The sequence below is a fragment of the Acinetobacter nematophilus genome (assembly GCF_026344175.1).
Lineage (GTDB): Bacteria > Pseudomonadota > Gammaproteobacteria > Pseudomonadales > Moraxellaceae > Acinetobacter > Acinetobacter nematophilus.
This window is the reverse complement of record NZ_JAPKMY010000002.1, coordinates 143,360-164,164: the sequence shown is the minus strand read 5'-3', so window position 1 is coordinate 164,164 and position 20,805 is coordinate 143,360. Positions and strand designations below refer to the sequence as shown.

The following is a 20,805-nucleotide window of genomic DNA, read 5'->3' as shown; positions in this document are numbered from 1 at the left end:
TATCCATGATCAACACCTCTCCTCTGTTGGAATATGTTAGTGACAGCAACGACATCAAAGCAATCAATCAATGGCGCAGTGATGTCGAACAACAGTTAAACGAGGCTTATGATCATGGTCGAACTATTCGTGAGATTCTCCGTGCTCGCTCGAATGTGGTAGATGAAGCCCTGATGTTTTTATGGAAGCATGCGGGTTTAGATCAGACAGATTTGGGATTATTCGCAGTTGGAGGCTATGGGCGACGAGAAATGCTGCCCTATTCTGATGTAGACATCATGATTTTATCAGAGGAAGATCTTTCCCCTGAACAAGAACAAACAGTGACTCAATTCATTTCAACTTTATGGGATGTCGGTAATTTCAAACCTGGTATCAGTGTACGTACAATTCGTAGTTGTTTTGAGCAGGCCACCACAGATCTGACGGTTGCCACTTCCCTGATCGAAGCACGTTTAATTATTGGCAATCAGCATCTGGCAAGATGGCCTCGTCGCGTTGTTTCTCAGACATGGACGGACAAAACATTCTTTGATGCGAAAATGGCTGAACAAGCACACCGATATGCACAACACAACAACACAGAAAGCAACCTAGAACCTGATATTAAAAATGCCCCAGGGGGTATTCGTGACATCAATCAAATTGGCTGGATTGCAAAGCGCCATTTTCGCGTAAATCGTATCTATGATTTGGTACATTTGGGTTTTATTTCTGAATTTGAACTGGGTGTACTTGAAGAAGCAGAAAATTTCCTTTGGGAAATTCGCCATCATTTACATCGTTTGACCAAACGCGATGAAAACCGTTTGTTGTTTGACTATCAACGTGATATTGCAGCTAAATTTGGCTATACACGTGAGGATGACCATCATCCAAATTATCCGATAGAACAGTTTATGAAACGTTACTATCGGACGGCTCAACAGGTTTCGACCTTAAATGAAATGTTATTGGCATATTTCAATGAGTCAGTGATTACGCCACGCTTACCAGACTATGAGCGTAAAATTGAAAATATTAACGAACATTTTAAACTGGTGGATGGCAAACTTGCTGTTCAGCAACATAAAACATTCTCCGAAAACCCAAGCGCAATTCTAGAAATTTTTTATATCTTGGCGAATCGTCCTGAGATTGAAGGGATTCGTGCACGTACTTTACGTCTGTTGACTTTGGCAGCAAAACGCATAGATCAGGCTTTTCGAGATAATCCGAACCATCAAGCCTTATTTATGGCGATTATTCGTTCTCCTTATCGTTTATACGAAACCATGGTGGCGATGAAACGTTATGGCGTACTAGGCAATTATATCCCTGCCTTTGGTCAGATTATGGGATTGATGCAATATGATTTGTTTCATATCTATACTGTCGATGCGCATACTTTATTGTTGATTCGCAATTTAAATCGTTTTAAAGAACCTGAATTTGCCAAAGATTATCCTGTTGTGAGTTCAGTATTTCAGCGTTTAGTACGTCGTGATATCGTTTTTCTTGCTGCAATATTCCATGATATTGCCAAAGGCCGTGGCGGTGACCATAGTGAATTGGGTGCTGAAGATGCCATTGAGTTCTGTTTAGCCCACGGATTTACAGAGCGTGAATGTAACTTGGTGGCTTGGCTGATCCAAAATCATTTATTAATGTCGATGACTGCCCAGAAAAAAGATATTTCTGACCCTGATGTAGTCAAAGAGTTTGCTGAAAAACTGGGAGATATGGAGCATTTAGATTATCTATACACGCTGACTGTCGCTGATATCAATGCAACCAATCCAAAACTCTGGAATACCTGGCGTTCTTCTTTGATGCGTCAACTGTATACACATGCACGTGATGTGATTCGTTCTGGTTTAGGTCGTCCAGTGGACTACCAAATGCTGATAGAGGATACTAAATTTTCAGCAAGTGAAGTACTGGTGGATGAATTCCCGCTCGACCAAGTGGAAAAGGTTTGGCAGGAGTTGGGAGACGAGTACTTTCTTAAAGAATCTGCTGATGAAATTGCGTGGCATACGCGTGCCATTTTGCAGCACGGCGACAACCCTGCTCCTCTCGTGCTCATGCGTGCGCACCGTAAAGCAGCACAGGACGCGGTTCAGATCTTTATTTATACTCAAGATCAACCTAACTTATTTGCAACCACTGTGGCCATTTTAGACCGCATGAATCTTGACGTCCAAGATGCCCGGATTATTACTGCAACCAAAGCATTTAGTTTGGATACTTATGTCGTTCTAGATCGCTTTGGCACGCTTTTAACTGATCCCGAGCGTGAGAACACAGTAAAACAGGCTTTAATTAAAGCCTTATCTGAATCAGATAAATATCCTGGTTTGATGCAACGCCGCATTCCACGTCAGCTTCGTCATTTTGATATTGAAAATACTGTCGATGTAACACTCAATGAAGCGCTACAACAAAATATGGTTGAAATTTCAACCCTCGACCAACCTGGTTTACTTGCACGTGTTGGCGGCTTATTTATGATGCAGGGTTTGGATATTCATTCTGCTCGAATTGCCACACTTGGCGAAAAGGCAGAAGATATTTTCTTCGTCACTAAAAAAGATGGCACTCCACTTACAGAAGAAGAAGCTGAAGTCTTTACCGCAAAATTAAAAGCGGCTTTAGATGAGGCATCGAATCAAATCTGTGGGCAACATTAATCTTTAATTCTATTGTGGTAATTGTTTCATGAACGCTAGTTTGTCTTTATTACATCCATATCCCTTTGAAAAGTTAACCCAACTTTTTCAGGATGTAAAACCTGCAGATTTACCTTTGATCCCACTTTCTATTGGAGAACCGAAGCATCCTGCGCCTGAGTTTGTCAAGCAAGCGATTATTGATAATTTTCAGCATCTTTCTACCTACCCGAATAGTAAAGGTTTAGTTGAACTGCGTGAAAGTATTGCACAATGGCTGAGTCGTCGTTTTCATCTCAACAGTATCAGTGCTGAAGAACATGTCATTCCTGTGACGGGTACGCGCGAAGGGATTTTTTCATTTGTGCAGGCATTGATTAATCGTGATGATGCACCTTATGTAGTGATGCCTAATCCGTTTTATCAAATTTATGAAGGCGCAACACTTCTGGCAGGTGCTCAGCCCTACTTTATCAACTGTACCGAGGAAAATGGCTATCTGGGGGATTTTGATGCGGTCCCAGCTGAAGTTTGGGAAAGAACCGCTCTATTGTTTGTTTGCACCCCCGGCAATCCTACTGGCGCAGTCCTTCCAAAAGAACAATTCAAAAAGCTGATTGCGCTTTCTGATCAGTATGGTTTCGTGATCGCTTCTGATGAATGTTATTCCGAGTTGTGGTTTGATGAAGCACCTACTGGTCTGTTGGAAGTCTGTGCTGAGTTAGGTCGTGATGATTATAAGAACTGTATTGTATTCCACTCTCTCTCAAAACGCTCTAACTTACCAGGCATGCGTTCAGGCTTCGTTGCTGGAGATGCAGCCTTGCTGAAGCCTTATTTAAAATTCCGCACTTATCATGGTGCTGCAATGCCTGTTCAACATCAGTTGGCTTCGGTAGTCGCTTGGAATGACGAATCACATGTTGAAGAAAATCGCCAGTTATATCGGGCAAAATTTGAATTGTTCCAAAGTGAATTAGGTCATCTTTTACCTTTACAAAAACCAGATGCAGGTTTCTATTATTGGTTAAAAGTAGACCACGATGAAAATTTTGCCAAGATGCTCATGGAAAAAGCCAATATCAAGGTTTTGCCCGGTCGTTATCTTTCTCGCGATACTGCTCAAGGCAACCCAGGTGAAGGTCATGTTCGTATGGCATTGGTTGCAGATATTGCACAATGTGAACAAGTGATCCAACGCTTAAAAGCAATTTTGTAGATCACAATGAAAAACTGCCCCTATGATGGGGCATTTTTTTTCGAAGGGGGATAAATCAAAACTTTGTGGTTGAACATGATTGATGGCAGTGCCAGTAGCGATAGCCATTTTAGGATGAAAAATATAAGGTTTAGACAAGATATTTAAAGGTACTCAGCCTAAATCATGCCGCACTCCCCCATAATAACTATTACTGAAATTCCAATGCTCATTTCAATTGCAGTTTTAAATTAACATTCAATTTATTATGCTATTGATAAAAAAATGATGGATCAAATATTTTGCTGTATTTTTATCAAATACTCATCATGATATGGATTATTTTTATATTGAAAACATATAAATAATTTCAACACTTCAAAATATAACCATAAACGCCCCTATCGAATGCTGAATAAGCCAGACAGTTGAATGTTTAAGATAAGAAAAATATACGTTTAAATATGCAAAATATCACAGATAAACCCCATCAGCAGCTTGACCAAACCTAGATCGTTTAGAGATACTGAACTATCTTTACCTATTTAAAAAACTAAAATGAAATCGCATGACCCGATGCAAAAAAAACGTTTAAATTCAAAAATCTGGATCATTGTTTTAGTGATTATTATTGTTTTATTGGTGATTTTCCTCGCATGGAAATCTTCAAATAAAAAACAGGCTTCTTCACAAAATGCTGAAACACTCTCTTCAAATACAAAACCTTCACTCACTGTTACCGTTGTGGTGCCTGAGCTTCAGAACTGGAAGCAAAACTTTACCGCCAATGGAAATATTGCGGCTTGGCAAGAAGTTGTCATCGGTAGTGAACTATCCGGACAACGTATAACCAAAGTCAATGTCAATGTCGGGGACTCTGTTCAGCGTGGTCAGGTGCTTGCTGAAATCAATAGTGAGAGTATTCGTGCTGAATTGGCAACAGCAAAAGCCAATTATGCTGAAGCAAAAGCAGTGCTTGCAGATGCAGCAATCAACAATCAACGTATTCAACAACTTAAGAATACAGGTGCAATATCACAACAAGAAGCGACTAAATACCTGACCTCACAAAGTACCGCACAAGCACGTTTAGATGCTGCCAAGGCACAAATTGACAGCAATCAACTGCGCTTGAAACAAACCCAAGTGATTTCCCCAGATCACGGTGTCATTTCCGCACGTACAGCGACGGTTGGTTCATTGGCGCAGACGGGTCAAGAACTGTTTCGCTTGATTCGTGATAATCGTTTGGAATGGCGCGCAGAAGTCACCTCAAGTGATTTATACAAACTGACGAAAGGCATGACTGCGCATATTACCTCTCCTGACCCGCAACATTCTGCGGTTACAGGTACGGTGCGCATGATTGCACCTGTAATTGACCCACAAACACGTTATGGTTTGGTTTACGTTGATATTCCAACGACGGATGCAATTCGTATGGGTATGTTTGTGAAAGGTGAATTTGATTTAGGTCAAAAACCAGCTTTAACTGTACCACAAACAGCAGTGTTATTACGTGATGGCTTCTCTTATGTATTTATTGTGAATAAAGATAATCGTGTCACTCAACAAAAAGTCACCATTGGAAGACGTTTCAATGATCGAATAGAAATTCTTGATTTACCAGCCAATACTCGAATAGTAGCTTCAGGAACCGGATTCTTGGCAGACGGAGATTTGGTCAAACTGGGTCAAACCATTCCAGATACACCCTTAACCAAACAACTCGTGGCCCCGCAGGAGAAATAATATGAATTTCTCTGCTTGGTCAATTAAAAATCCTATCCCTGGCATTTTACTTTTTATCATGCTGGGCTTGGCAGGTTTGATGTGTTTCCATTGGATGAAAATACAACAGTTCCCTGATATAGAATTGCCAATGGTCACTGTTACAGCAGCATTGCCTGGCGCTGCGCCACCTCAGCTTGAAACTGAAGTGGCACGTAAAATTGAAAATTCAATTGCAACTTTGCAAGGACTGAAAAATCAATACACCAACATCCAAGATGGTGTAGTGGTCATTACTGCCGAGTTTCAGCTAGAAAAGCCCTTGCAGGAAGCTGTCGATGATGTCCGTAATGCCGTTTCACAAGTGCGTTCAGATTTACCTGCGGATTTACGTGACCCTATTGTCAGTAAAATCAATTTATCTGGTTCACCAATCTTAACCTATACCATTCAGTCACCACGAATGGATGAAGAAACTTTGTCTTGGTTTGTTGATTACGATATTGCCCGTGCCATGTTAAAAGTCAATGGTGTGGGTGCTGTTTCTCGTGTTGGTGGAGTTACCCGTCAGGTTGAAGTTGAACTTGATCCCGAAAAACTTCTGGCACTCAATGCCACTGCGACAGACATTACCCGTCAACTACGTTTGATTCAACAGGAAGCCTCGGGTGGTCAAACGAAAATTGGAGGCAGTGAACAATCTATTCGCACCATTGCTACCGTTAAAACTGCTGCTGAAATTGGTGACATGGATATTGCGCTGAGTGATGGTAGACATATCCGCCTTGATCAGGTTGCTAGTGTACGTGATGGAATTGCTGAACGACGTTCTGCGGCTTTATTAAACGGTCATCCAGTGATTGGGTTCGAAATTACACGAAGTAAAGGCGCAAGTGAAGTTGATGTTGAAAAGGGTGTCAAAACAGCTTTGGATCAGTTAAAAGCAGCTCACCCAGACATCAAAGTTACCGAAGCATTTAACTTTGTTAATCCTGTGGTAGATAACTATAAAGGCTCTATGTCTTTATTGTATGAAGGTGCAATTCTTGCCATTTTAGTAGTATGGCTGTTTTTAAGAGATTGGCGGGCAACGATCATTGCTGCAACAGCACTCCCCTTGTCAATCTTACCCGCTTTGATCGGTATGTACTATCTGGGTTTCAGCTTAAATACTGTCACACTTTTAGCGATGTCATTGGTTGTCGGAATTTTAGTTGATGATGCTATTGTTGAAATTGAAAATATCATCCGGCATCTCAGGATGGGGAAAACACCCTATGAAGCCGCAATGGAAGCTGCAGATGAGATTGGTCTAGCCGTCATTGCCACAACATTTACCCTGATTGCAGTATTTTTACCGACAGCATTTATGAGCGGTATTGCAGGCAAATTCTTTGTTCAATTTGGCTGGACTGCTTCATTGGCCATCTTTGCTTCACTTCTTGTGGCACGTTTACTGACACCAATGATGTCGGCTTATATTCTTAAACCATGGATTGGTAAAATAGAAGAACCGCAAGTACAAGTGAAAAAGATAGAACCTCTCAATGATCAGGGCGATCTTGAGTTGGCACATGATCGAGCAAAAGATGGTCGCGTTATGCGGGCCTATATGCGAATGGTCACATGGTGTTTAAATCACCGTTGGATCACCTTGGGGAGTGCCATTTTATTTTTTGTTGGCTCTCTTATGTTGATTCCACTCTTGCCAACGGGCTTTGTACCGCCTCCAGATACTGGGCAAACTCAAGTACGTGTAGAGTTACCACCCGGTTCCCAGTTTCCTGACAGTTTGAGAGCAGCAGAATATGCACGTAATTTAATCACAGACCACCCTGAAATTAAAAGTGTATACACCACAATTGGCGGAGGATCTTCGGGAACTGATCCATTTGCTGGTGGCGCATCCAGTGAACCCAGAAAAGCGACATTAACCATTCAAGTCACTGATCGCTCCAACCGCTCTGTGAGTTTGCAAAAAATTGAAAATGATATACGTCAACGTTTAGCCCCACTTCCTGGCGCACGTATTCAAGTGGGTATTGCTGGCAATAACAGTCAATATCAGATTGCACTTTCTGGAGATGACCCAGATATTTTGATCAGCACAGCACGTCAAGTCGAACGAGAAATTCGCACTATTCCCAATATTGGCAGTATTACCTCCAGTGCGGCCTTGATTCGCCCAGAATTAGTAATACGTCCTGATTTTGCAAAAGCGGCGGATTTAGGCGTCACGACACAAAATATTGCTGAAACTGTCCGCATTGCCACAGCGGGTGATTTTGATCAAAACTTAGCAAAATTAAATCTTTCTCAACGACAAATTCCCATCGTAATCAAACTGCCTTTATCAGCACGTCAGGATCAAGACCTGATTAAGCGCTTGATGATTACAGGCAGTAAAGGTCCTGTGATGCTCGGTACGATTGCTCAGGTTAATATTGAAAGTGGCCCTTCGCAAATTGACCGTTTTAATCGCTTACGCAACATTAACTTCAATATCGAACTGAATGATCAACCTCTTGGGGATGTTGCCAATGCAGTGGAACAACTACCGACCATTAAAAACTTACCACCTTCAGTAAAACGTACCAACCTTGGCGATGCCGATGTGATGCAACAGTTATTTGAGAGCTTTGGTCTCGCCATGTTAACAGGTGTACTTTGCATCTATGTGGTATTGGTATTATTGTTTAAAGACTTCTTGCAACCCATTACAATTTTAGTGGCTTTACCTTTATCACTGGGCGGTGCATTTGTATTATTGCTTCTGGCAAAGAGCAGTTTTTCCATGCCAAGTCTGATCGGTTTGATTATGTTGATGGGTATTGCCAGTAAGAACTCCATCTTATTGGTCGATTATGCCATCATCGCACGCAGTGAACGGCAGTATTCGCGTATCAATGCACTCCTAGATGCCTGTCATAAACGTGCACGACCTATCATTATGACAACTTTAGCTATGGGTGCAGGAATGTTGCCAATTGCGTTGGGTATTGGAACTGATCCAAGCTTTAGAGCGCCAATGGCAATTTCTGTGATAGGCGGTCTGATCACCAGTACGTTCCTGTCATTATTGGTGATTCCTGTGGTATACACATTTATTGATGATATTCACAACAAACTGTTTAAGCGTAACAAAATGGCTGAATCATCGAGCGCTACACAGCCACATTGATAAATGAGGTGTGAAGAATATATCCCAGTCATCAAATGCCGTTCCAAACCAAGTCTGGAACGGCATTTTTAATCAGTTAAACAATAACACCACAGCAAATACGGCAAAACATAAACCAGAGAGCAAATACATCATTTTTATTTTCGATTGAAACCAATCTAACGCCCTTTTGTGGCTTATTAGATGAATTAACCATAGATTCCAAAACAATACTATACAGACCATCCATACACTGACCAAACATAGTTTCCAAGCCGTATAGGGTTGATAAATCGCTAAAATGATCGTAGCGTAAAACAGAATATTTTTAGGGTTTAAAACACTGGACTGAATGCCATAAAAGAGTAATTTTAGTTTTTCTGAGACTTTCTGGCCACCACTGTCCATTTGAGTATCAGGAGTAAAATCAGCATGCCGTGCATATGCAAAACATCGATAGGATAAATAGCTTAAATAAATCGTGCCCCCCCATTTCACCACATCCAGAATGCCATGATTGAGTTGCCCCAGCATAAACAAAGAAACAAAGACGAATCCGATCACTACAATGTTTCCGCATACAATACCCAAACATACACATCTTGCAGCATGCCGTCCTTCTCTGAATAAAGTGGTTAAAATCAGAAAAAAATCAGGTCCAGGAGAAAGTAAAGCAATAAAATGTGTGACGGCAACAACTAAAAACAATTCCATTAGCCAATTCCAAAAATATTTAAATCAGCTTAAATATTTTCTGACCATCTAATCTTGTAAAAAATTGCGCAATGATGAACTCGGAAATTGGGCTTGAAACTGTTTCGGTGTTATGCCTGTGTGGGCTTTAAACACATGATGAAAATGGCTTTGATCGTTAAATCCCAAAGCATGCGCAATCTGAACAATTGTTTCACCTGACTTTAAAAGGCTTCTGGCAGTATTTATTTTTTGATTCAGTTGGTAAGCATGTGGTGTAAGACCAAAATTATTCTTAAATAGCCGAATAATCGCATAACGGCTAATTCCCACAGTTTGGCTAAGTTGTTCCAAAGACAGCATATGCTGGCTAGTTTCAATATAAGCAATCACTCTAGTCAAATATTTTTGAAAATATTCAGATTGTTTTAAAAGATTCAACTCAAAATGTGAAAGCAAAATTTCAGACAGAACCTCAACTATTCTTTGCTGTTTTAAGAAAATTGCTGTAGATGGATCAAATAGTACCTGATTGAGTTGCGTGAAGGACTGATAGGCCTCTGGATGATGAATAATCTGAGGCTTTAATAGTGGAATATGCCGAGGACAAAGCTGTTCAATATCTTCGACCAATTCTGAAAACAGCTGAGCAACCCAATATGCATCGAGATGCATCATTTGATAGCTCCATGCCTCATTTTCCAGTGGATTGCAGGAATGTTCAATTTCTGCGGGAATAACAACCAAACTACCTGTTTGTATTTGTTCATCCTGAGCAAAATAGCTGCTGAATCGACTGATACCACAGTCTACAGCACCAATTGAAAATGTGGGATGGCTATGGGATTTATAGCACACCCGACTTTGACATGCCCTACGTGTTTCAACATAGGGCATTCGTGGATCACTCCAAAATTCAACAGTACTCTTTAAATACATCATCTGAGCAATCGGACTGTGATACGCATACCTGATTATTCAGCCAAGGCTTTTTCGATGTCTTGCTCAATATCTTCGGGTTTGGTTGTTGGCGCATAACGGTTGATCACTTCTCCTTTTTTATTGATCAAGAATTTCGTGAAATTCCATTTAATGCCATTCCCCAAAATACCTTTACTGTTATTGGTTAAATAACGGAAAATCACATGCGCTTCTGGTCCCTTTACATTCACTTTTGCGAACATAGGAAATGAAACACCATAGTTACGCTGGCAGTAACTGCCAATTTGTTCATTGGTACCCGGATCTTGCCCACCAAATTGGTTGCAAGGAAAACCTAGAACTTCAAGTCCCTGATCTTTATATTTTTCATAAAGTTTTTCTAATCCTGCAAACTGTGGAGTGAAACCACATTTACTTGCAGTATTGACAATCAATAAAACTTTTCCTTCGAAATCTGAAAAAGATTTATTTTCACCCTCTAACAACTCAGCCTCGAACTGATAAATGTTGGTCATGGATACGTTTCCTCGTCGCCTTTTTCTTGTGATTTTAGTTCTAAAGAAGCGGAATTTACGCAATAGCGTAAGCCCGTCGGTTGTGGTCCATCTTCAAACACATGTCCCAAATGTGCATCGCAATGATGGCATATAATTTCAACACGATCCATCCCATGAGAGTGATCATCTTGTTCTTCTATAACACTATTATTAATCGGCTTAAAAAAACTTGGCCATCCGCAACCACTGTCGTATTTGGTGTCAGAGTTGAATAATTCCGTACCACAACATCGACAAACATAGGTTCCATGCTGTTTGGTATTCCAGTATTTGCCTGTAAAAGGAGCTTCAGTGCCCTTTTGTCGGGTAATTCTAAATTCCTCAGGTGATAACTCTCTTTGCCATTCTCGGTCTGTTTTATTGAGTTTTCCCATCATTAAACTCCTTTAAATCTTTGACATTCAATGTCATGCTTCAGTACTTCCATATTTACGCTAGAGCTTGGAAAAATTCTAGCTAAATTTCAACATAGATTGTGATATTTCAGTAATCTATATTTTTAACTCAGAATAATTGGATAAGATTATGTCCGTTTTAGGTAACACAACCCCACGCGAAATCAAAAAATCGTCAAAGCTAGAGCATGTTTGCTACGACATTCGTGGACCAGTGTTACGAGCGGCCAATGAGATGGAAGAAGCCGGTCACAAAATTATTAAGCTGAATATTGGGAATCCCGCCCCATTCGGCTTTGAAGCCCCTCAAGAAATTATCAATGATGTGGCTTTAAATTTACCAAATGCTGTGGGCTATACCGACTCAAAGGGTATTTTCCCTGCCCGCAAGGCCATTTGTCAGTATTACCAGCAGAAAGGTATCCTGGATTTACATGTCAAAGATGTCTATATCGGTAACGGTGTGTCCGAACTGATCGTGATGGCAATGCAGGGCTTATTGGATGATGGCGATGAAATGCTGGTCCCTATGCCTGATTACCCATTATGGACAGCTGCAGTAAATCTTTCTGGCGGTACTGCGATCCATTATAAGTGTGATGATCAAAACTATTGGTATCCAGATATTGCCGATATGGAAAGTAAAATCACCCCCAATACCCGTGGGATTGTGGTTATTAACCCGAATAACCCGACAGGCTCAGTCTATCCTCGCCATGTATTGGAACAAATTGTTGCACTGGCTAAAAAATATGATCTGATTCTATTTGCTGACGAGATTTACGACAAAATCGTCTATGACGGTATTGAACACGTTTCTGTCTCTGCACTTGCTGGAAATCAGTTATGTATTTCTTTCAATGGTTTATCCAAAGCATATCGTATTGCAGGTTATCGTTCAGGTTGGATGGCAATTACAGGTGATAAATCACGTGCTGCAGATTATATTGAAGGTTTAGACATGCTTGCGTCGATGCGCCTGTGTGCCAACCATCAAGCACAATATGCGATTCAAACGGCTTTGGGAGGCTATCAGTCAATTAATGACTTGATTCGCCCTGGTGGTCGTTTATACGAACAACGTAATATTGCATGGGAAATGTTGAATGACATTCCAGGCGTATCTTGTGTTAAACCTGAAGGCGCAATGTACTGTTTCCCAAAACTAGATCCAGAAATTTATCCAATCGAAGATGATGAAAAATTCATGTTAGATTTCTTGAAAGCTGAAAAAGTTTTACTGGTACAAGGTACAGGTTTTAACTGGCCTACGCCTGATCATTTCCGTGTGGTTTTCCTGCCTGCTGAAAATGAGTTGCGTGAGGCTATGAATCGTTTAAGCCGTTTTCTGGCTAAAATGCGTTAATTATCTACAATCTTAAACATATCCAAAGGCATTCATTTTGAATGCCTTTTTAATAGATCAAAATGTCTTAAAACCATACTGATGCCGGTATATTGCGCAATCTACTCATCGAATGCTGAAAAATCATGCTGATGGTGACTTTATCTCGTTTTAAGAGTATGCAACTATAAATTTGAATGATTATTTAGAAAGTTTCATTTTTAAATAAGTATGGGCAACACTCCAATATTTATATAGATTTAAAACTGGCATAAAAAATGCTTATGATCAGAACAAAGACTGAAAAGGAAGACTTATGAAAAAGACGGTTACTGCACTTGCGCTTGCAATTGGCATGATTTTGCCCTTTAGTAGCTATGCAAAAAATAATGTCGTTGTAGTTGCAACAGGTGGAACAATCGCTGGAGCAGGTGCAAGCTCGACCAACAGTGCAACCTATACTGCGGCAAAAGTTCCCGTTGATGATTTACTCAATGCTGTTCCACAAATCCAGAACCTTGCCAATGTGACTGGCGTACAGGCTTTACAGGTCGCTTCTGAAAGCATTACCGATAAAGAACTGCTGACCATCGCACGTAAAGTCAATGAATTGGTTAAAAAACCTGATGTAAATGGTGTCGTCATTACACATGGAACAGACACATTAGAAGAAACTGCTTATTTTCTCAGTCTCACAGTTCATACGGATAAGCCGATTGTCGTAGTTGGCTCTATGCGTCCACCTTCAGCACTCTCTGCGGATGGTCCTTTGAACCTTTATAGTGCTGTAGCATTGGCTGCTTCCGACACTGCCAAAGGAAAAGGCGTTTTTGTGCTGATGAATGATGATATTTTTGCAGCACGAGATGTAACCAAAGCAATCAATATCCATACCGATGCATTTGCAAGTCAATGGGGTGCGTTAGGAACTTTAGTTGAAGGTAAGCCATATTGGTTTAGAAATGTAGCTAAACGTTTCAACAACAGTTCTGAATTCAATATTGAAAATATTCAAGGTGATAGCCTGCCTCTTGTACAAATTGTCTATGGTTCTGGCAATATGCTTCCAGATGCATATCTGGCTTATGCAAAAGCTGGAGCTAAAGCAATTATTCATGCAGGAACAGGAAATGGTTCTGTTGCGAATTATATTGTGCCAACATTGAACCAACTTCAACAACAAGGTGTACAGATCATTCGCTCATCACGTGTTCCGCAAGGCTTTATTTTACGTAATGCCGAACAGCCGGATGATAAATACGGTTGGGTCGTAGCACATGATTTAAACCCACAGAAAGCCAAACTTTTAGCAGCATTGGCGCTTACAAAAACTAAAGATCCTAAAGAAATCCAGCGTATGTTCTGGGAATATTAATGCTTTAGGATAAATACTTGCCACATATTGAACTGTATCGATAATATGTGGCATGTTTTATGATGGTCATTAAAAATAAATATTGAGCAAAAAACACAACATCATTTTGGTACAAATAATGAAAATACAGCTGATAACACTCCTCATACTTTCAGGTTGTTGCCTTTCTAGCGCTTCTGCCAATGTCCCTTTTAAAAAAGTATCCGAGTGTGATAGCGACTATTTTAATGGCGATTATTGCGCTAAAGCCAATATGGCGAAATATAAAACAGCACTTAAAAACATGAAGGCTAATTTTGATAAAAAATATATCCTGTTGAATACTGGAACTTCTGACTCACTGGAAATGATTGCATTAGATACCCAAACCGGTATTGCCTACCCACTCAATTATCAATTTACCGGTTGGGAAGATAACCAAGGCAATGTGAAAAAGAAACCATCCTATACATTTTCCTTAAATGATCCAAAATTATGTTTGATGGGCTCGCAGTTTGATGGTGATCATCCGGGTACCCATGAAACCTATAGCAATATTCGAAACTGTTTAGCATCAAAAAAGAGCGTTCATTTACATCTTTTGATTCTACCTATACCGACAAAGTTCAATATCAATATGATGATAAAAAAAAGACATGGATTCCTTATCCAGATTAATTCACTTTGCTGAGTAATTTAACACGGGCTATACGTTGCTTTGTCCACTCCATACACTTCGCCAAGATCAAGTATTTCTAATACAAGTTCTTGGCTTTTTTGACTCAATAGCTCCACATTATATGTTCCTAGTTAAACGTTAGTTTTGATTAGTTTGGTTTTTATCATCTTTTTATATTGTCTTTGTTCTTTTTTGATTTTGTTGTCGTTTTAAATTGTCAGACAAAATAAATCCGTGATGTCCTGTAAAGCATAGAACTTGTCCTAAACTCCAATTCTGGGCCTATGTTATTCCTCCTAGGATAAAAAAAGACAGAATTTTAGTGAAATACAATGAACAAAATACTCCCTAAATTTTCATTATTGAGTAAGTTTTCTGGAAAGGGTTTGCTTTTGGGACAAACCTTGCTTGATCAAGCGGTTAAATATTCAACTTTACCATTTTCAGCTGCAGACATCATTCACCCTCGAGTAGAGGATAAATTTTATTCATGGACCCATTATGGAATTTTCTTTCCATTATTGCCTGAACCACATCGCTACTTAAATATTATGATTTTTATCGGTACGCCAGGTGTTTTGGCTTTTGATCATGACGCGATTACCCAAGGAGATCCTCGACAATCTGCTACCCTCTTTTCCAGTACTGCCGCCTTGGAACAGCATTTACTCAAAGCCTATATGATTCCACAAGAAACGCATATTTCTGATTCAGATAATCTGATCGCGTTAGGAGAAGAAGTTACAATTTCTGGTCAATTGCCTTATATTCATCTGAAAGGACAGTATTGTGGACTAGATTTTGAATTTGATTTAAATGTTTCTGATCATGCATCATGGTTCGTAAAATCATCGGTTTACGATCATTTTAGTCTTCTAAGTCGCTTTAAAGGAAAATTAGAATATCAAGGTGAATGTACACTTACTGAAGGATTGTGTACGTATGAATATGCACGTGCAGTCGGTCCATATAATCTTTCAAAGACATTACTTAAGGAGCACAATAAAATTCCTTTAACATTCTTTACCTATCAAATCATTAATTTGGACAGTACAACACAATTACTGTTAACTAAAGTTGATGTACTTGGAAAAGCTGCTGCGTATACCTTACATATACGACATACTGATCGTCCTGCTGAAGTGTATACACGCGTTGAATTTAAAGTGATCGCACATGATGTCGACGACTATGTTGCCCCAGACGGCCATAAGATGAGATTACCACGTTTATTGAGTTGGACAGTTCACAATGATGTAGATGAACTTATATTAGAGATTACCGCTGAAATTGACAGTCCTTATCGTTATGGTCATGGTCGCGGCTATGCCAGTGCCTACAATTTTGCAGGGCAATATTTAGGGGCTGACGTAGAAGGACGTGGTTATATTGAATATGTTGATATGGTCGACCAGAATAGTTTTAATGATTGATTGTATTTATTTCAAAGATTTGAGTTTGCCTTGACTGCCACAACTATATGATAGTTACAAAAAAGAGGCTTCTGCCTCTTTTTGAATACGATCAAATTATAAAATTGAATTAAACAGGCTGTGTTAATTCTGTCATTGGCCAACGTGGTGTTGTTGTCACAGCTAATCCATCCTGTTGTCCTGCTTTTAGACGCTGATAACCAGCAAATGCGATCATGGCACCATTATCTGTACATAAAGCAGGCTCAGCATAATAAACGGTTGCTTTAATTTTAGCCAAGTCCGTTTCTAGCCGCTCTCTTAGGCGCTTATTTGCACTTACACCACCGGCAATCACCAAGCTTTTCATACCCGCGTGTTTAAGTGCTTTTAGGGATTTTTTGACCAAAGTATCCACCAAAGCCTCTTGGAACGATGCTGCAATATCCGCATGATGGTGTTCAGTATTTGCATGTTCAGTTTCAAGTTTTTTGAGTTGCACTGAAACCGCAGTTTTTAGGCCACTGAATGAAAAATCCAGCCCCTGATGTAACATGGGCCGTGGAAATTCAAATGCTTCTTTACTGCCTTGTTCAGCTAATTTTGAAATGTTTGGTCCACCTGGATACGGCAATTTCAACATTTTCGCAACTTTGTCAAAAGCCTCACCGGCAGCATCATCGATCGACTCACCTAAAATTTCATACTGACCAATTCCATGCGCAGCCATCAATTGGGTATGCCCACCCGAGACCAATAAAGCAACAAATGGAAATTCTGGAGGATTTTCTGATAATAATGGGGCCAGCATATGTCCTTCCATATGATGCACACCAATCGCAGGTTTATTTAATGCAAAAGCCAAGGTTCGACCAAACAAAGCGCCTGTCATCAACGCCCCCATTAAGCCTGGTCCCCGCGTATAAGCCACCGCATCAATCTCGGACTTTTTCACATTACTCTGCTCAAGCAGCTGATTAATCAAAGGAATTAATTTTCTCACATGGTCGCGAGATGCTAACTCAGGAACCACGCCGCCATATTCAGCATGCAATTTAATTTGACTGTATAGCACTTGTCCTCTTAAGCCGACTTCACTGTCATAAAGTGCCAAACCTGTTTCATCACATGAAGTTTCTAAGCCAAGAACGATCATTAAATTGCCTTTTACCTATTTCAAAATATTGCCAAAGCTATTATAGACTTGTGATATGAGATGTAAATGAGTAAAATACTGACCTTCACTTGTGATCTAGGGTAATTCGACCCTGATCTTATCCATAACTTAATGAGGATTCTTCATGCCACAAGTTAAATTGAAAGAAGGCGAACCAGTTGACGTAGCTATTCGTCGTTTCAAACGTTCATGCGAAAAAGCGGGTGTTTTAGCAGACGTTCGTAAACGTGAATTCTACGAGAAACCAACTCAAGAACGTAAACGTAAAAAAGCTGCTGCTGTTAAACGCTACCAAAAGAAATTGGCGCGTGAATCAGTACGTACAACTCGCCTTTACTAAGATTAATTTGTGATTGATTGACTCAACCTGGAAAATATAATGACTACTTTAAAAAACCAAATAACTGATGTTTTGAAAGCAACAATGCGTGCTAAAGAAATGGATAAGTTAACGGTAATTCGTAGTCTACAGGCAGCAATCAAGCAAATCGAAGTCGATGAGCGCATAGAGCTTGACGATACTCAAGTTCTTGCGGTCATTGAAAAGCAAATCAAACAACGTAAAGAATCGGTCAAAGCCTTTGAAGGCGCAGGCCGTGAAGATTTAGCTAGTAAAGAACAAGCCGAAATTGAAGTTTTATCTCAATTTCTACCTGAAGCTATGTCAGAGGACGAGCTTGATTCTCTCATTGCGCAAACAATTGAAGCGCAAGGTGCAACTAGCATGAAAGATATGGGTAAGGTGATGAATTCTCTACGTCCGATCATAGCCGGACGTGCCGATCCTGCACAAGTTTCTGCTAAAATTAAAGCAAAACTTGGTTAATCCCCTATTACTTTCTTAACTGTTTGATTTGGTCTATTTAATCAAATTATTTTGCAATGGAATAATCCCAGATTAAATAGTCCAAATAACCACTTCTCAAATCAGCTCAGTTCAACGTTCGATTTGATAATGGCAAATGTCTCTGAAACTGCCATCAACTGGATTCTTTACAGAGTCATATTCAATATTTTTCAGTAAAAACCCGTTCTTTTCACACAACCTTCGTGCTGGCAAGTTTTCAACATCGACATACGCATTTAAAACAACAAAATTCCATTTTAAAAATAAGGTATGGATAAATAATCTCAATGCTTGGGTCATATAGCCTTTTTGCTTGAATTTTGCATTTCCCCAAAAACCAATCGATGCGGTATTGAGCTGCCAATCAATATCATGAATATCCATCACCCCTAAAAAATCATTTGAGGCATTTAAACGAATAATAAATACAAAGTTTTCTTGGTTTAACAATGCAATCAAACGTGATTGACAAAAAGCTTTCGACGCCTGCAAATTAGGTTCTTCCAGCGCCCAAACCAGACTTGCAGGAAACTTCCTCAGTTCAGTTAACGTATTTTGTATTGCAGAAAATAAATCATGAGCATCAGAGGTTTGAATAATTTGCATCACGATTTGATCATTTTCGATTTTAAACTGCATTATCTCCATAGACTCATGTTTCCCAACTACAATTTGATCAAGCACGAATCTATTTTAAATCGCATTGAATATTGTACTTATAAAGTAGCTGCATTTCTGGGGATGACATCACTTTATCAATCACATTTTGTTTAGTCATCGACTGCACTGACAAAGGCAAATGCTGTCGACTTTCATCCGTTGTTTTGTACATATCGTTCACATATTTCTGAACGATCGAACAGAATTGCGCTTTTTGTTGCTCATTAAATTGACTCAGTTTAGGATCTAAACTACGCAAAAAAAGCTTCATATCAGCATTATACTGGGCAGAAATACGCTCTACTTCACGAACATATTGTTCTGGCACTGCTGCTGATAAACTATGTGTACATAGTAAAATGCTTAAAGCAATTAGAATTTTCTTCATGTGAATCAAATACTTTATTATACATTCTCAATATTTGAAGCTTAACCTGTTCATGACAGAATAGAAAGTAAATTTTCTTTAATGTCTCTGTTTAAAGCAGAGAACAGGATTAAATCTTCATTTTTCTCTCATCTTGCATCACTTTAAGCCGTGTATCAATGCGAGCACTCATTGCATTGTTTTCTTTGGCGAGACGCTTGGCATGTAAAAGTGATTTAATTGCATTTTCTTCATCGCCGGTCCAGTACTGAGCTTCTGCCCTATTTCTTAAAACATTTACAGTACGCATCGGATTTTGTTTGTCTAAATTCGCTGCCTGCTGTAACAGTTGCCAACCAATAATATCTTTATTGTTTTTACTGACAAACCGATTAACCAATTGTTCAGCATCTTTCGGCTTATTTTGTCTTAAATACACTTCAGCCAATTTATAACTTAATGCACGGTTTTCAGGTGTAATACGCTGTTTCGAGATAATGCTTTGATAAGCATCATCAATTTTATTTTTCCCCAAATAAATATTGGTTTGAATTAAACTGACCAAAGTATGATCCGGGTTGATTTGTTTGGCTAAATTCAACTGAGCTTGAGCATTGTCATAATCGCCTTGAAGCAAATAAAACTCACTTAATGCCAGCAAACCGGGAAAATTATTTTTTCGCGCAAAAGCCATTAACTGACGATCATTGGCTTGTCCAGAAACCACCAAGGTATACCATTTGATGATATCAAATTCCTGTTGCGAGCTACGTGTTGTAACTTTGGGAAATTGATTTGCTCTTAATCTCGCCTCACTCATCCGCTCTGTTGTTAACGGGTGGGTAAGCCAAAAATCAGGTAAAAAACTGAGCTGACTGGTTGCTCGATGCATGATTTCAAAGAAGTCAGCCATACTTTCGGGATCATAACCCGCACCATACATGAATTGCATACCGATACGATCAGCTTCGCGTTCTTGGTTACGGCTATAACTCAATTGCTTGTCCATGAGTGCTGCTTGTGTACCCATCATCACAGCACCACCGACATCACCATCTGCCTTGGAAGCCAATGCTGCCCCGACAATAATACCTGCGAGTGCCAATAATCCCTGCCCTTTAAATGCTTCTTGTGAGCGACTGTAATGACGTTGGGTAACATGGGCTATTTCATGTCCCATCACGCTGGCAACTTCATCGATATTGTTTGATGCGGTGACCATTCCGGTATTGAGCGCAAATAAACCACCCGGAACAGCAAAAGCATTAATTTGTGAATCTTTGATAAGCACCAAACCAACAGGTTGTCCAAGTTGGGTCTGGCTTAGAATTCTGGAGAAAACCATCATAAACTGGTCTTCTAACCATGGGTCATGGAGTACAGGCATCTGCTGTTGAACTTGACGATATACTTTTTCGCCAATGGTTTTTTCTTTTTGTTGATCGATAAACCCTACACCCCCACCAATTTCAGGAACATCAAATTGCCCCCCATTTTGGTGTTGGGTAAATGTCTCTGCTGAGCTGATTGAAATGCTCAAACATAAACACAAGCTGAGTAAGGTCTTGTTCAATAGATCGGCTCAATAATCTTAGTATTTTCAATATAACATTGAATTTAGAACAAATTTGCAATGA

The 20,805-nt window shown here is 39.7% G+C and carries 18 protein-coding genes; 10 read left to right on the top strand and 8 right to left on the bottom strand.

Features of this window, described 5'->3' with window-relative positions:
- Nucleotides 1-5 precede the first annotated feature (5 nt).
- From glnD to OSH00_RS04440, 4 genes are all read left to right on the top strand, one after another.
- Nucleotides 6-2,672 carry a [protein-PII] uridylyltransferase gene (glnD, locus tag OSH00_RS04455; RefSeq protein WP_266129426.1) on the top strand — a complete coding sequence of 889 codons (2,667 nt, stop codon included), beginning with the start codon at nt 6-8 and terminating at the stop codon, nt 2,670-2,672.
- Nucleotides 2,673-2,700: 28 nt separating this feature from the next.
- On the top strand, nt 2,701-3,870 hold the full coding sequence (gene dapC, locus OSH00_RS04450) for a succinyldiaminopimelate transaminase (RefSeq protein WP_266129425.1): 1,170 nt from the start codon (nt 2,701-2,703) through the stop codon (nt 3,868-3,870).
- Between the two features lie 555 nt (nt 3,871-4,425).
- Entirely contained in the window at nt 4,426-5,601 is a 1,176-nt protein-coding gene (locus tag OSH00_RS04445; RefSeq protein ID WP_420909505.1) for an efflux RND transporter periplasmic adaptor subunit, read from the top strand.
- A gap of 1 nt (nt 5,602) precedes the next feature.
- Nucleotides 5,603-8,761 (top strand): efflux RND transporter permease subunit, encoded by a 3,159-nt coding sequence (locus tag OSH00_RS04440; RefSeq protein WP_266129423.1) that lies wholly within the window; start codon nt 5,603-5,605, stop codon nt 8,759-8,761.
- 72 nt (nt 8,762-8,833) lie between these two features.
- Here the strand turns inward: OSH00_RS04440 and OSH00_RS04435 are convergent, their stop codons facing one another.
- Genes OSH00_RS04435 through msrB form a run of 4 tightly spaced genes read right to left on the bottom strand, consistent with a single transcriptional unit; the run spans nt 8,834 to nt 11,306 of the window.
- Nucleotides 8,834-9,454: a LysE family translocator gene (locus tag OSH00_RS04435; protein ID WP_266129422.1), complete on the bottom strand. Its 621-nt coding sequence runs from the start codon at nt 9,452-9,454 to the stop codon at nt 8,834-8,836.
- Between the two features lie 48 nt (nt 9,455-9,502).
- Nucleotides 9,503-10,372, bottom strand: coding sequence for a helix-turn-helix domain-containing protein (locus tag OSH00_RS04430; protein WP_266129841.1), 870 nt, complete (start codon nt 10,370-10,372; stop codon nt 9,503-9,505).
- Between the two features lie 35 nt (nt 10,373-10,407).
- Nucleotides 10,408-10,890: a glutathione peroxidase gene (locus OSH00_RS04425; protein WP_196076895.1), complete on the bottom strand. Its 483-nt coding sequence runs from the start codon at nt 10,888-10,890 to the stop codon at nt 10,408-10,410.
- Nucleotides 10,887-11,306, bottom strand: coding sequence for a peptide-methionine (R)-S-oxide reductase MsrB (gene msrB, locus OSH00_RS04420; protein WP_196076896.1), 420 nt, complete (start codon nt 11,304-11,306; stop codon nt 10,887-10,889). Before msrB ends, OSH00_RS04425 begins: the two co-directional genes overlap by 4 nt.
- A 151-nt stretch (nt 11,307-11,457) precedes the next feature.
- Between msrB and OSH00_RS04415 the strand changes: the two genes are divergently transcribed.
- From OSH00_RS04415 to OSH00_RS04400, 4 genes are all read left to right on the top strand, one after another.
- Nucleotides 11,458-12,693, top strand: a complete 1,236-nt coding sequence (locus OSH00_RS04415; protein WP_266129421.1) for a pyridoxal phosphate-dependent aminotransferase — start codon at nt 11,458-11,460, stop codon at nt 12,691-12,693.
- Between the two features lie 295 nt (nt 12,694-12,988).
- Nucleotides 12,989-14,047 (top strand): asparaginase, encoded by a 1,059-nt coding sequence (locus OSH00_RS04410; RefSeq protein WP_196076898.1) that lies wholly within the window; start codon nt 12,989-12,991, stop codon nt 14,045-14,047.
- Nucleotides 14,048-14,165: 118 nt separating this feature from the next.
- Nucleotides 14,166-14,717 carry a hypothetical protein gene (locus tag OSH00_RS04405; RefSeq protein WP_266129420.1) on the top strand — a complete coding sequence of 184 codons (552 nt, stop codon included), beginning with the start codon at nt 14,166-14,168 and terminating at the stop codon, nt 14,715-14,717.
- A 320-nt stretch (nt 14,718-15,037) separates the two neighbouring features.
- Nucleotides 15,038-16,138, top strand: a complete 1,101-nt coding sequence (locus tag OSH00_RS04400; RefSeq protein ID WP_266129419.1) for a DUF6670 family protein — start codon at nt 15,038-15,040, stop codon at nt 16,136-16,138.
- 109 nt (nt 16,139-16,247) lie between these two features.
- Here the strand turns inward: OSH00_RS04400 and tsaD are convergent, their stop codons facing one another.
- Nucleotides 16,248-17,273 carry a tRNA (adenosine(37)-N6)-threonylcarbamoyltransferase complex transferase subunit TsaD gene (gene tsaD, locus OSH00_RS04395; protein WP_266129418.1) on the bottom strand — a complete coding sequence of 342 codons (1,026 nt, stop codon included), beginning with the start codon at nt 17,271-17,273 and terminating at the stop codon, nt 16,248-16,250.
- 145 nt (nt 17,274-17,418) lie between these two features.
- On the opposite strand from tsaD, the gene rpsU reads away from it, so the two are divergent.
- Together rpsU and OSH00_RS04385 are read left to right on the top strand one after the other, a co-directional pair.
- Nucleotides 17,419-17,634: a 30S ribosomal protein S21 gene (gene rpsU / locus OSH00_RS04390; RefSeq protein WP_001136722.1), complete on the top strand. Its 216-nt coding sequence runs from the start codon at nt 17,419-17,421 to the stop codon at nt 17,632-17,634.
- A 39-nt stretch (nt 17,635-17,673) separates the two neighbouring features.
- Nucleotides 17,674-18,120, top strand: coding sequence for a GatB/YqeY domain-containing protein (locus tag OSH00_RS04385; RefSeq protein WP_266129417.1), 447 nt, complete (start codon nt 17,674-17,676; stop codon nt 18,118-18,120).
- 111 nt (nt 18,121-18,231) lie between these two features.
- On the opposite strand, the gene OSH00_RS04380 is transcribed toward OSH00_RS04385, so the two are convergent.
- From OSH00_RS04380 to OSH00_RS04370, 3 genes are all read right to left on the bottom strand, one after another.
- Nucleotides 18,232-18,780 carry a GNAT family N-acetyltransferase gene (locus tag OSH00_RS04380; protein WP_266129416.1) on the bottom strand — a complete coding sequence of 183 codons (549 nt, stop codon included), beginning with the start codon at nt 18,778-18,780 and terminating at the stop codon, nt 18,232-18,234.
- Nucleotides 18,781-18,829: 49 nt separating this feature from the next.
- Complete coding sequence (locus tag OSH00_RS04375) at nt 18,830-19,189, bottom strand: hypothetical protein (RefSeq protein ID WP_266129415.1); 360 nt, start codon at nt 19,187-19,189, stop codon at nt 18,830-18,832.
- Nucleotides 19,190-19,298: 109 nt separating this feature from the next.
- Nucleotides 19,299-20,741 (bottom strand): M48 family metalloprotease, encoded by a 1,443-nt coding sequence (locus OSH00_RS04370; RefSeq protein ID WP_420909504.1) that lies wholly within the window; start codon nt 20,739-20,741, stop codon nt 19,299-19,301.
- Nucleotides 20,742-20,805: the final 64 nt, after the last annotated feature.